At 34.4% G+C, this 12,669-nt stretch carries 11 protein-coding genes; 9 read left to right on the top strand and 2 right to left on the bottom strand.

The window, feature by feature from the left end; genetic code table 11:
- The first annotated feature begins 144 nt into the window (after positions 1 to 144).
- From Q0Q99_RS06715 to Q0Q99_RS06700, 4 genes are all read left to right on the top strand, one after another.
- Positions 145 to 993 carry a class I SAM-dependent methyltransferase gene (locus tag Q0Q99_RS06715; RefSeq protein WP_293893316.1) on the top strand — a complete coding sequence of 283 codons (849 nt, stop codon included), beginning with the start codon at positions 145 to 147 and terminating at the stop codon, positions 991 to 993.
- 46 nt (positions 994 to 1,039) lie between these two features.
- Positions 1,040 to 1,312: a DUF4242 domain-containing protein gene (locus Q0Q99_RS06710; RefSeq protein ID WP_293893314.1), complete on the top strand. Its 273-nt coding sequence runs from the start codon at positions 1,040 to 1,042 to the stop codon at positions 1,310 to 1,312.
- 228 nt (positions 1,313 to 1,540) lie between these two features.
- Positions 1,541 to 2,596 (top strand): hypothetical protein, encoded by a 1,056-nt coding sequence (locus Q0Q99_RS06705; protein ID WP_293893311.1) that lies wholly within the window; start codon positions 1,541 to 1,543, stop codon positions 2,594 to 2,596.
- Between the two features lie 11 nt (positions 2,597 to 2,607).
- On the top strand, positions 2,608 to 4,035 hold the full coding sequence (locus Q0Q99_RS06700; RefSeq protein ID WP_293893308.1) for an MBOAT family O-acyltransferase: 1,428 nt from the start codon (positions 2,608 to 2,610) through the stop codon (positions 4,033 to 4,035).
- Positions 4,036 to 4,591: 556 nt separating this feature from the next.
- Here Q0Q99_RS06700 and eptA read toward each other — a convergent pair.
- Both eptA and Q0Q99_RS06690 read right to left on the bottom strand, forming a co-directional pair.
- Entirely contained in the window at positions 4,592 to 6,118 is a 1,527-nt protein-coding gene (gene eptA, locus Q0Q99_RS06695; RefSeq protein WP_293893306.1) for a phosphoethanolamine--lipid A transferase EptA, read from the bottom strand.
- Positions 6,099 to 6,926: a phosphatase PAP2 family protein gene (locus tag Q0Q99_RS06690; protein WP_293893319.1), complete on the bottom strand. Its 828-nt coding sequence runs from the start codon at positions 6,924 to 6,926 to the stop codon at positions 6,099 to 6,101. The genes eptA and Q0Q99_RS06690 overlap by 20 nt, the downstream gene beginning before the upstream one ends.
- A 426-nt stretch (positions 6,927 to 7,352) precedes the next feature.
- On the opposite strand from Q0Q99_RS06690, the gene Q0Q99_RS06685 reads away from it, so the two are divergent.
- The 5 genes from Q0Q99_RS06685 (at position 7,353) to Q0Q99_RS06665 (ending at position 12,669) form a co-directional block, all read left to right on the top strand.
- Positions 7,353 to 8,018: a response regulator transcription factor gene (locus Q0Q99_RS06685; RefSeq protein ID WP_293893303.1), complete on the top strand. Its 666-nt coding sequence runs from the start codon at positions 7,353 to 7,355 to the stop codon at positions 8,016 to 8,018.
- Between the two features lie 5 nt (positions 8,019 to 8,023).
- A complete protein-coding gene (locus tag Q0Q99_RS06680) occupies positions 8,024 to 9,430 on the top strand; it encodes a HAMP domain-containing sensor histidine kinase (RefSeq protein WP_293893300.1) in 1,407 nt (468 codons plus the stop codon).
- Positions 9,423 to 9,878, top strand: coding sequence for a hypothetical protein (locus tag Q0Q99_RS06675; protein WP_293893297.1), 456 nt, complete (start codon positions 9,423 to 9,425; stop codon positions 9,876 to 9,878). The genes Q0Q99_RS06680 and Q0Q99_RS06675 overlap by 8 nt, the downstream gene beginning before the upstream one ends.
- A 224-nt stretch (positions 9,879 to 10,102) precedes the next feature.
- The gene (locus Q0Q99_RS06670; protein WP_293893294.1) at positions 10,103 to 11,245 is read left to right on the top strand and encodes an alpha/beta hydrolase-fold protein; all 1,143 of its coding nucleotides are present in this window, start codon (positions 10,103 to 10,105) and stop codon (positions 11,243 to 11,245) included.
- Between the two features lie 2 nt (positions 11,246 to 11,247).
- Entirely contained in the window at positions 11,248 to 12,669 is a 1,422-nt protein-coding gene (locus Q0Q99_RS06665) for a M17 family metallopeptidase (protein ID WP_293893291.1), read from the top strand.

Raw genomic sequence — 12,669 nt, 5'->3', positions numbered from 1 at the left:
TCTAAAACTCTAAAATAATTTTTTACTATATTTGACATAGATATTGGTTTGTTTGGCGACATCAAGATACTGAATTTCAGTATCTTGACCAATATCTAATCAATTTATTTTACTTCAAATAATTACACCCAACGGGTTAATAGTATGCAACAACAATTAAAAGAAATCCGTGAGCAACAAAAAGCTTCATGGAACAAATTTTCTCCGGGATGGAAAAAATGGGACGACCTGATGATGGATTTTCTACAGCCAATGGGCGATGAAATTATTAAACTATTAAGGTTAAAAGATACCGATAACGTTTTGGACATTGCCGCCGGTACAGGCGAGCCCGGATTGACTATTGCAAAAATTGTTGCCAATGGCAAAGTGGTAATCACCGATTTATCAGATGATATGCTCGAAATAGCACGTGAAAATGCGACACTTAAAGACATAAAGAATATTGAAACTCAAGCTTGTGATGTTTGTGAATTGCCTTTTTCAGATAATACATTTGATGCCATAAGTTGTCGATTTGGTTTTATGTTTTTCCCCGATATGCTTCTTGCTGCCAAGGAAATGCAACGTGTTTTGAAACCCGGAGGAAGAATAGCTACTGCTGTTTGGAATGGACCAGAAAAAAACTTTTGGGTAACCGCAGCAATGGGAACAATAAATAGAAATATGGAATTACCACCACCACCGCTAGGGTCTCCGGGAATGTTTCGTTGTGCCAAAGACAATCTTATTGTAGATTTATTTCAACAAGCCGGATTTGTCAATGTCTCTCAACGTGAAGTTACAGGAAAACTAAAATGCACCACCACAGATGTTTATTGGAATATGATGACCGAAGTCGCCGCACCAATTGTTTCCGCACTGAGTAAAGCAGACGATGCAATGAAAGAAAAAATCAAAAAAGAAGTATATCAACTCGTAAATGAAAAATATCCTGATGGGAATGTCCAAATTGATTCAAGTGCAATAGTCATTTTTGGTGATAAAGCTTGACTTAAATCAATAAAAATAAATTCAGTATTAATTAAAATAAGAAGTTATGCCAAAGTATGTTATTGAAAGAGAAATTCCGGGAGCAGGCGATTTAACTCCAGAGCAACTAAAAGGAATTTCACAAACCTCTTGTGGAGTTTTAAGTAAATTAGGACCACAAATCCAATGGGTGGAAAGCTTTGTTACAGATGACAAGATTTATTGTGTTTACATTGCACCCAATGAACAACTAATAAAAGAGCATGCCAGCCAAGGCGGATTTCCTGCCAATAGCATTTCTGAAGTCAAGGCAATAATTAATCCGGTTACTGCCGAATAATGCTAAAACCGAAACTGTTTCAAGAAATAGTTTCGGTTTTTATTAATCCAAAAAAGGGTTGACACTAGACTAACTTATTAACAAGAATATAGTTCATAAATAAAATTGCTTGTTAATGTGTCAAATAATTAATTTGTTAAATTTGAAACTGATACAAATAAAATCAATATTAATCATTTCCCCTTTTGATTAGATTTTATAAGGCTATGTCACCTCAACTGTAACATTATGAATGAAAAAAATCTTTTCAAATCGGCTATTTTAGCTTTAGTTATTGTAGTCACTGTTGTCTTAAGCTTTGAAATTTATTTACGAAACAAAGGCGTTATTATAGATTATGATGATGGTCCGCCGCTTTGGTCCGATAAACGAGCAATGGTCTATGAACCATCGGATAAAGCTATCGTTTTTATTGGTTCGTCCCGCATCAAGTATGATCTTGACCAAGCTACATGGAAGAGTTTAACCAATGTTCATCCGATACAATTAGCTATTGAAGGAAGTTGTCCACGGCCTATTCTGGAAGATTTGGCTAACGACCCAAATTTTAAAGGTAAGTTAGTTATTGATGTTACCGAAGGATTGTTTTTCTCTATGGCACCGCCACATATGGAAACAGCTATTAAAGATATAAAATACTATCATGACCGAACTCCCGCACAACGTACAAGTTTTGAATTAAACAAAATCTTTGAATCGCAGTTTGTGTTTTTAAATAAGAATTATTTCTCGTTAAATGCACAACTTGATGGATTAGGAATACAAAGCAGGCCCGGAGTTTTTGTAATGCCTTATTTCCCGAGAAATTTTTCAATGGTTACTTTTGGAAGACAACACTACATGACAGAAGAGTTTGTAGCAAACACTGCTGAACGTAATCAGGTAAAAGGCAATTGGGTTTTCTTTGCCAAGATGGCGATGAGCGCACCACCAACGCCACCGCAAGTCTATGATGCAATCTTTAAATCTGTGAAAGAAAATATAAATAAAATAAAAGCAAGAGGTGGAGAAGTAGTATTTGTGAGAACGCCATCGAGTGGAGATTATTATAAAAGAGAAGGTATGGGTTTTCCTAGGGTTAAGTATTGGGAAAGATTGCTAGAACAAACAGATTGCCCGGGAATACATTTTATGGATTATCCGGCTATGAATCATTTTGATTGTCCTGAATTTTCGCATTTGAAAGTTTCAGATGCTAAAATCTTTACCAAAGCATTTTTTAATGAATTGAGTAAACAAAAAGGCTTTACCGATTTGCAATCCAATAATCCACAAACTAACTAACCCAAGCAATTATGGTATTCAATTCCTATACATTCGTCGCTTTCTTTATACTGATACTTTTTCTGCACAACTTACCAATTCCCTGGAAAACAAAAAAAATAAACTTACTGTTGGCCAGTTATATTTTCTATGCTGCTTGGAACCCGCCGTTTATCTTGCTATTATGGATGTCCACCATTATTGATTTTTATGTCGGTAGAGCGTTATACACTCAGGAGAATCCACATAAAAAGAAACTACTACTTGTTATTAGTTTGATTGGTAACTTGGGAATGCTTTGTTTCTTCAAGTATGGCACTTTCTTATTAGACAACTTTGTCGCATTAAGCCATGTGGTCGGATTTGATTTTAATCCGGCTAAACCAAATATTATTCTTCCGGCAGGAATTTCGTTTTATACGTTCACAACTTTGTGTTATACAATTGATATGTATAAAAAAGAAAGCAAACCCGTTAAATCAATATTGGATTTTTCTTTGTTTGTGACTTTCTTTCCCCACTTAGTTGCAGGTCCAATTGTTAGGCCGCCACAATTAGTGCCTCAGTTTGAAAGTCCAAGAGTAGCTTCGCGCAAGCAAATGATGGATGGTTTACTGCTACTGACTTTAGGGTTGTTTATGAAAGTAGTTCTGGCAGATGGTATGTTGTCGTCTACTGCGGATTCTGTTTTTGACAGCCACGATAAGTTACCAATGTTAGATGCCTGGATAGGTGTTTTTGCCTTTTCCGGTCAAATTTTTCTAGACTTTGCCGGTTATTCTACTTGCGCTATTGGCGTGGCACTTTGTCTTGGATTTGTATTGCCCCAAAACTTTAATTATCCTTATGCAGCTATTGGGTTTACAGACTTTTGGCGTCGTTGGCACATTACTTTATCCAGTTGGTTAAGAGATTACCTCTACATTCCTTTAGGAGGAAGTCGTAACGGGAAAGCCAAAATGTATTTTGCTTTAATGATGACGATGCTATTAGGCGGCTTATGGCACGGAGCCAATTGGACTTTTGTGGCGTGGGGCGGATTACACGGTTTGTATCTTTGGGTGGAAAAATTCTTTAAAGATAGGAGACGGGTGAAGCCTGAAAGCAATGTAACAACTAATTCGCTAACCAACTTTTGGTATGCAATACTAACGTTTATGTTGGTCAATATTACTTGGGTATTCTTCCGCTCAAAAACGTTTGTAAGCTCATGGGCAATACTACAGTCTATGTTTGGTATGGCAGATGGCAAACCTCTGTTAACCACTTTAGCCATTTTGAAAGTTGCCATTATCATTCCGCTTATAGTGATGTTTCATTGGTTTTTACGGAATACCAAAATACTGGAAGTTGCTTACAAACTTTCGTGGGTTTGGTTAAGCATTGTATGGTCGGTGATGTTGCTGTTACTTATTTGGGCGCAGGAAAGTGGCAGTTCGTTTATCTATTTTCAGTTTTAGAAAGTTTTTGGTATACAAATCCTTGGTGAATATAGCCGTTACCACTTCCGTAAATACAAGCTTTTTTAGATAGTTGAAATATTTCACATTGTTTCCTGCTGCAATGATGCTGTTATATTCGGCATCGATAAACTTTTCTTAAATTGGAAATAAACATATTTACCGTTTTTAAAATCTTAATATTCCGGTAACACATAATCTAAATCGACGTGAAGTTCGGTTTGATTATCTCGGTGTGCAAAAAAAATCCTGCTACCGACATATTTCTAAAAATAAAAAAACTCATCGTATTCTCGTCTGGTTGATAGGAAAATCCAGGAAATAGGTTAATCCATCTAAACTTGATGATAGAATTCATCATCATCGAAAGCACTATAATAATGGAAGCAACATAACCAATTCATTGCAAAAATCTATTCCCATACAACTTTTATTCGAGGTGTAAAAGTACTTTAATTTTTGCTAAAGAATATTTTATTGAGAATAATGACTCTTTAAAAAGTCATTACAAAAGCGTTACCTATTTCAGTTTATATAAGTAGTAAGGAAGAATAAATTATTTAAATATGTTCATTTTCTCATTATATATAGGACTTTGTATGCCTAAAAAATTTAAAACACTATGGAACACATAGTTCTGAGACAATATTTTATTAGGTTTGAGTTGTTTTGTACTATCAGATACCCAAACGATAAAAGGAATCTCATATTGTTCTTTAGGAGCAATACTCATAGGCAACCCATGCATATACAGATTGTTTTCTCCCAACGATTCTCCATGATCTGAAACAAAAATCATGGCACTATTATACTCTTTCAATTGTTTTAAATTTTCAATTACTTTAGACAAAATGTAATCCGTATAAACAATAGTATTGTCATAAGCATTGATTAGTTCTGTTTGAGAACATTTTCCTAATTCAACACTATTACAAACTGGTTTGAAAGTCTCAAATTGAGGTGGATATTTTTTACTATAGGTAGGTCCGTGACTTGTACTGGTATGCAATACTATCAATATTTTATTTTTTTTACTGGCTAGTATTTGCTCTTTTAGTCCTGTCAAAAGAATTTCATCGTAATCACATCCTTCACCTTTACAATTTGGCATTAAAACCTCTCGTTTTTGATAATTTTTTATATGAACTGGCGGTTCTCCCCAGTTTGTGGTTCTCCAAATAACTTCTACATTATTTCTGTATAAATAATTAGGCAAAATTTCATATAAATCATCCGTGTTTTTATGTTCTAAAATACCTTTTACACCTGCCGTAGTGTAAGTAGCACAAGAGTTAGCATTAAAATGAAATAAATTAGGTGTTTTGGAAAGTAGTGGATTGGTGTTTTTCTTATATCCGTACAAAGAAAAATTTTGGCTTCTTGCCGATTCACCAATGACTAAAACGACAACCGATTTCTTATTATCTTTTATTGTAGCATTTGGTAATAAAATCTCTTTTTCATTTTTTTTGTATTGATGAACATAAAAAAGTGAAATATTTACGGTATAAGACCAAGGCATAGCAAGCCCGCCTAATGTTTTTGAATTTTTATCAATCCACAACACATTGGTAGCATTCGCAAATACTAAAGTCAGAATAAATAAAAGGGTAAGCGAAATGGTGATTAAAAACTTCTTCCATGTTACACTTATTATTTTAGCTTTAATGATAAAAATGCTGGGAATAACTCCAAACAGAATGATGTATACAATTAATTTTATGGAAAAAAAACTGCTAGCTTCTTCATATTTGGTATTGAGTACATTACCAATCATACTTTCGTCTATTATAACACTATACGTATTGATAAAGTAAACCGCAATTGAATTGACAATAAAGAATAAGACCAGTAAAAATTTTCCAACAAAACGAGACAGGAAAAAAATCAGGTAAAAAACAAAAGCATTTAAAACCAACATTAGAATCATTAAACTAATAATAAGAACAATGCCGTTTAAACTTTTATAATCAACGTTATTAAAGACAAAGTTGAAAAATGGGAGATGAAAGAATAAAAAATTGAGAGAACTCAATAGTAAAACAAAATGAGTTATTTTAAAATTATTTTTTAGCGTAAACATATATTATCTTATAAAGTGAGACAATTAAACTAATTAAAGACAAATAAAATATGATTAGATTTTCATTAATTATCTTATTTATTAAAACAATACAACAAATCAGAAACAATAAAATAAAAATAGGATAGTATTTTTCATTGTTAATCCAAGACCAAATTTTATATTTTCGACTGATAAAAATACCTGTAAGCCCGCATATATATCCAATAATGCTGCCTGTAATAACATCAAGAGGATGATGTGCTCCAACACCTACTCTTGTAAACACAAGGATTAATCCTGCGATGATTATTAAAAAACTCCATAAAATTTTATAGTTCAGCTTTTTGGGCATAAAGGCAAACAGCAAAACGGTAAGTATTGTAAAAACTGTAATGGAATGTCCTGATGGTAAACTGCTAAATCCGGGTAATGTTTTTCCAATAATAACAAAACTGTTTCTATCAAACGCTTCAGCAGGTCTTGGCACATGAAACAGGTCTTTTAGTACACGTGAAAATATAGCTGAAACAAGGGAGGCTGATAGTAATGACTCCCATATTTTAGGAGCATACACTATAAAAATGGTTAAGAATGATAAAAAAATTAAGGCATCTCCAAGTTGAGTAAGGTTATATATTGTATTTGGAAATTGCGATAATTTTGAATTAAGAAAATAGAAATAATTCTTTTGAATTTGTATATATTTATCAACAGACAAAGCGTTTTGACTATAGAGAAACAAAACAATTGTAATTAAAAAAGATAGGGGTAAAAAAAATAGAGATGGTTTGATTTTCGAATAATTATCAATAACATTTGTGTTCATTATGTTTTTTGCTTCAAGATTTGCATTTCTAAATTTATTTAACATATACTGATATTTTTTTTCTATTCTAATTGGGTTCTTTGACGATTTACATGTTAAAATATTACACCACTTTATCATGCTAGATCTTTTGGTGACTTATAGAAAGTTTTTTCATAACCGACGAGCGAAATTATGAAAAAGAAACGAACAATTTACCGAAAAACCAGCCATGAGGTTTAGCATCTGTTGGCGGCTTGATATATAGGCGAAGTTTTCCAATTTATGTTAAACAATTTTTTTTACAAATTAACTAAATTTCAGATTCGCCGGTATTCGTTTTTGTTTAATTTAATCGATAATTAATATTTGATTAAATAAAACAAATGCCATTGGTAGCATTTTAATTTTCAATTATCTTTATCAACACGAAAATGAAACCTTGAAATGAAGCATATTTTAATAGTAGAAGATGAAGAAGGGATTGTTCAATTCTTAAAGCAAGGATTAGAAGAAGAGAACTATCAAATTTCCACCGCTAATAATGGTTTAGATGGTTTGAAACTTATTCAAAACGAAAAATTTGATTTAGTGCTTTTAGATTGGATGCTTCCACAAATGACAGGATTGCAAGTTTGCCAAAACATAAGAGAAACCAACACAACAATCCCAATTATATTTTTGACGGCAAAAGATACCGTTCAGGAAACCGTTGAAGGTTTAAAGACCGGAGCAAACGATTACATCAAAAAACCGTTCAGTTTCGACGAATTGGTAGAACGCATTAAAGTGCAGCTTCGCGATAAAATTGAACAAGAGTTCTTAACATTGGGAACTATTGAGATGAATGTTCAAAATCGGTCCGTTAAAGTTGGTAACAGGGAAGTTTTCTTAAGGCCAAAGGAATTTGAATTTTTGGCTTATTTAATTAAAAACAAAGGGCATGTTTGCACAAGGTCCCAAATTACCAAGGATGTATGGAACATTAATTTTGAATATGATACTGGTGTTATTGATGTATCGATGAATTCAATCAGAAAAAAACTAAACCTGAAAGTTGAAGAAGATTATATTAGGACGATTCGTGGTTTAGGTTATATTGCTAACGATTAACTAACATGCAACAACTTTCTTTTAAAAACAGAATAGCATCTAACTATATTATTACCACCGCATTATTGATTTTTGTGGTGTTCTTTGTTATTTATGCCATAGTAAGATTTAGTGTTTATATAAAAGTAAACAATGATATCAAAACCGAAGTCACAAAGCATTTAAAGGAGATTGAAGTCAAAGAAAACTGTGTACTGTTGATAAGGGAAAAGCAATGGAAAAAAATACAGTTTAACAAAGTAGATATCAGTCCAGCTTTTATACAATTTGTAGACGAGTTGGGTGCGCTTGTCGATAAATCCCCGAATCTTAAACAGAAAAAATTAAATTATTATCCTGAAGCTGTGAACAATGTCCTGTTTGATGCGAAGTTAGAAAAAACTGCAGTCAGACAAATACAAGTTCCTTTATATCAAAACACTAAAATTATAGGTTTTATGATTATTGCCATGTCTTTGGAAGATTCAATCATGGTATTAAACAATCTTTTTATTATATTAGTAGTTGCCTATCCCTTAATTCTTTTAGTATTATTTCTCATCGCCCGATTCATTGTGGGAAGAAGTATTAAGCCCATTAGTGCCATTATTCAAACGTCAAATATCATAACTAAAGATAATTTAAAGTCTAGAATCCCTTTGCCAATCAATAAAGATGAGCTGCATTTGCTTTCTAATACGATAAACAATTTATTAGACAGGGTCGAAAATACTTTAGAACGTGAAAAACAATTTACTTCAGATGCATCGCATGAACTCAGAACGCCTTTAGCTGTAATCAAGGGTACGTTGGAAGTTCTGGTAAGAAAACCCCGCAGTCAGGAAGAATACAAAGAGAAAATAGATTTCTGTGTTAACGAAGTAAACCGGTTGAACCAGTTAGTTGATGAATTGCTTTTACTGGCACGATTTGAAAATCAGAGGCAATCCTTAAAAATAGAAAAAGTTTCGCTCAATGCGCTGTTCCTGGATGTTGTTTCTAGAAATTCAACTATTATAAAAGAAAAGAAACTCGAATGTGAAGCACAGTTCTCTAAAGATTTTTACGTAAAGACAGATTCGTATCTGTTTTCACTCATTCTCAACAATATTTTGACGAATGCCATAAAGTATTCTAAGGTCAAAGGTGTGATTGACTTTGATATTATAGAAACAAATAACACTACGGTTTTTACGATTTCTGACAGCGGAATTGGAATCGCAGCCGAAGATCTGGAAAAAATATTTGATCAGTTCTACAGATCTAAAGCAAATGAGCACCCGGAGATTAAAGGAACGGGGTTGGGGCTATCCATTGTAAAACGATTGTGCTTATTGCTTCAAATTGACTTGGAAATAAAAAGTAAAGAAAATATGGGAACCAAAGTAATACTTACCTTTACAAATAAACCTAATACGAAAACTTATGAATGACGCACACCTGCACTTAGTTTTTAATCATTTTCCGATTATCGGGACGATTTTTGGTTTTGGAGTTTTAGCCGCCGGATTAATTTTGAAAAATAATACTGTTAAAAACGTCGCGTATTGTTTGTTTATAGTCACAGCAATTTTTGCTTATGCAAGTATTTCAACTGGCGCGGGTGCCGCCGGAGTAGTAAAAGGAATGGGTGATATCACAAAACCAATGATTCACAAACATGCAGAAATTGCGGAAAAGTTAGCCTTTATTTTGTATTCGTTAGCCGTACTTTCAATAATTGGCTTGTATGTTGACATTAAAAAACTTGGAATAGCTAAGTGGATTGCTTTTCTTGCGTTGTTCATTGCCGCCGTTGCCGGTTACATTTCCAAAGAAGTCGGAACAAGCGGAGGCGAAATCCGTCATACAGAAATTAGATCAGGCGGGCAGAGATGTTAATAACCAGGAAATGAATTAACTGCCAATTTTTTAAATATTTCCAAAGACCTAATTGTTAAATTCAGGTAGGCTTATATTATTTTTCATAAAAATGATGCCTTAAAAAAACAATTCTTCAACAAGATTTCCATTCTGCTTAAATATTGATATATTTTAAGAAAAGGCTTTGTTATAAAAATGCAAAAAAGTATTTTTACGTGGTATATGTTAAGAGTAAACTCGCAATGAGCAAAGAACAAGGCAGTGTGGCAGAAGATTTAGAATCCAAAAACATCATTGAGCCCCAACTCAATATTATTTTGACTACCGACGAAGATGATGAGCGCCCTGTTTATATTTCAGGGAATTTTAATAATTGGGTGACGCAGGATAAGAATTTTGAAATGGAGAAAGTTGGACAAGGCTTGTATCACTTCAAATTTGAACATGATTTTGTCTATCCTGAAGAGCTTTTATACAAGTTCACGCGTGGCGATTGGAGCGAAGTAGAGATTGATAAATACGGCAACCGAACCGAAAATCGATCCTGTAACAAACACAAGGGTGTTCACAAAGAACATGTTGCCAAGTGGCGCCACAACTGGCTGCCGTTCAAATCAAAATTTTTGCCCAAGGTCAAATTGATTTCAGAAGAATTTGAAATTCCACAGTTAAATAAAACCCGCAGGGTTTGGGCTTTGTTACCTCATGATTATGACAAATCAACCGAGAGTTATCCCGTTCTGTATTTACAGGATGCGCAGAATTTGTTTAACGAAAAAGCCAAATATGGCAATTGGGAAATCGATAAAAAACTAGCCGTAATGGCAGAATACAATATTGGAAAAATCATTATTGTTGCCGTTGAACACGCAGAAAAAGAGCGAATCAAAGAATACAATGTGGGCAATACGGTTCTCGGAAACGGCCAGGGAAAAAAATACATTCGCTTTTTAACCGAAACATTAAAACCATTTATTGATTCAAACTTCAGAACCAAAACTAATCGGGAAAATACGGGAATAGGAGGAAGTTCGATGGGAGGATTGGTCAGCATTTTTTCCGGAATTATGTATCCCGAAGTATTTGGAAAACTAATGATATTTTCTCCATCGTTGTGGGTTGTGCCAAAAATTAAATTATCATTTCTCGATATGGATGAACCGCAGGACACAAGGATTTATCTTTATGCCGGTGGAGATGAAAGCGCAACAATGATTGATCACGCAAAGAACTTCAGGAAACGATTGCTAAAAAAAGAAGGCTATGCCGATATCATGAAAGTACGGTTAAGTATCAATATGGAAGGCAAACACAACGAACGCTATTGGAGCGATGAATTTCCGAAAGCTATTGAGTGGCTCTATTTTAGTAACAAAGAAGATTAATTATGAAGGTAAAAAAAATACAAAACCTTGACAATTTTACGGGAACAATCCTGATTCCCGTATTGGAAACAACGGCTAAGAGCATTGTTCCTATCGAATATCATGGAGTGACGGTTTATTCGCAAGTGTTCTACGGAAAAAAAGACACACACTATTTAGTTGAAAAATACGATTGTACTCACGTGTTTATTGGCCTTGGCAAAGAACTAGATTATAAAGCACTGAAGACCATTTTCAGACGAATTGCTTCCAAACAAAAAGAAGTATTCGCCAAAAATGTCGGTTTAGTTATTCCAGATACGTTCTCTGCTAAACAAGTGGAAGCAACTGTTTCCGGATTAGTATTGGGAACTTATGATTTAGGTCATTATAAAAAGAATGAAGCCCATCCATTTATCAAAGCTGACTTTGAATTAAATTATATTTCCGATACTGATTTTGATGAAGCGCTAACTAGAGGAATCAAGATCGCGAATGCCCAACTTGAAACTTTTGCCCTGGTAGATTTGCCACCAAATAAAATCACGCCTACCTATTTAGCGAATTGGGCAAGTGAAACCGGAAAAAAATATGGTTTTGAGGTGACGGTTTTTGGCAAAGACAAGGCGACAGAAGCGGGTTTGCATTCGTTCCTTTCTGTTGGAAAAGGAAGCGCTCAGGAACCACAATTCATTATCATCGAATACAAACCCGTAAATGCAAAAAAGCATGTTGGTTTAGTTGGCAAGGGAATAACCTTTGACACGGGCGGCCTGAATATCAAAACCGCCGGAATGGTGCAAATGAAATGTGATATGGCAGGAGGTGCCGCGGTACTTGGCGCTTTACGATTGATAGCTGATTTAAAATTGCCGGTTCAGGTAACGGCAATTGTGCCCGCTTGTGAGAATTCGGTTGACGCGCTGTCATTTTTGCCGAGTGATGTTATCCAGAGTTATGCCGGGCATTCAATTGAAATAATTGATACTGACGCGGAAGGAAGGTTGATTCTTGCTGATGGCTTATCGTATTTGATTAAAAATTATAAACCTGAAACGGTGATTGATTTAGCCACTTTAACAGGAAGTGTAGTTGGAACCTTAGGTTATGAATGTGCCGGATTGTTTACGAATAATAGGGAATTATCACAAAAGCTTCAAGACGCAGGTGATGCGGTTGGCGAACGTTTATGGCAGTTGCCACTCTGGGATGCATACAAACCCGATATTGAAAGTGAAATTGCCGATGTAAAAAACTACTCAGGAAAACCGGTAGCGGGAGCGATTTCTGCCGCAAAATTTTTGGAATTTTTTACTGATAATCACACTTCCTGGGCGCATCTCGATATTGCAGGTGTGGCTTTTGGTGATGACGAATTTGCAAAAACAAAGCATGCCACCGCATACGGAGTGCATTTAATTACCAACTTTATTGAAAATTTATAG

Origin of the sequence: Flavobacterium sp. (genome assembly GCF_025352425.1) — a bacterium.
GTDB lineage: Bacteria > Bacteroidota > Bacteroidia > Flavobacteriales > Flavobacteriaceae > Flavobacterium.
This window is presented reverse-complemented; position numbering and strand designations above follow the sequence as displayed.

Excerpts from the sequence above, each read along its gene's own strand:
- Q0Q99_RS06690 (WP_293893319.1), bottom strand. The coding sequence starts at position 6,926 with ATGAACACAAATGTTATTGATAATTATTCGAAAATCAAACCATCTCTA.
- Q0Q99_RS06710 (WP_293893314.1), top strand. The coding sequence starts at position 1,040 with ATGCCAAAGTATGTTATTGAAAGAGAAATTCCGGGAGCAGGCGATTTA.
- Q0Q99_RS06700 (WP_293893308.1), top strand. The coding sequence starts at position 2,608 with ATGGTATTCAATTCCTATACATTCGTCGCTTTCTTTATACTGATACTT.
- eptA (WP_293893306.1), bottom strand. The coding sequence starts at position 6,118 with ATGTTTACGCTAAAAAATAATTTTAAAATAACTCATTTTGTTTTACTA.
- Q0Q99_RS06670 (WP_293893294.1), top strand. The coding sequence starts at position 10,103 with ATGAGCAAAGAACAAGGCAGTGTGGCAGAAGATTTAGAATCCAAAAAC.
- Q0Q99_RS06680 (WP_293893300.1), top strand. The coding sequence starts at position 8,024 with ATGCAACAACTTTCTTTTAAAAACAGAATAGCATCTAACTATATTATT.
- Q0Q99_RS06715 (WP_293893316.1), top strand. The coding sequence starts at position 145 with ATGCAACAACAATTAAAAGAAATCCGTGAGCAACAAAAAGCTTCATGG.
- Q0Q99_RS06705 (WP_293893311.1), top strand. The coding sequence starts at position 1,541 with ATGAATGAAAAAAATCTTTTCAAATCGGCTATTTTAGCTTTAGTTATT.
- Q0Q99_RS06665 (WP_293893291.1), top strand. The coding sequence starts at position 11,248 with ATGAAGGTAAAAAAAATACAAAACCTTGACAATTTTACGGGAACAATC.
- Q0Q99_RS06675 (WP_293893297.1), top strand. The coding sequence starts at position 9,423 with ATGAATGACGCACACCTGCACTTAGTTTTTAATCATTTTCCGATTATC.
- Q0Q99_RS06685 (WP_293893303.1), top strand. The coding sequence starts at position 7,353 with ATGAAGCATATTTTAATAGTAGAAGATGAAGAAGGGATTGTTCAATTC.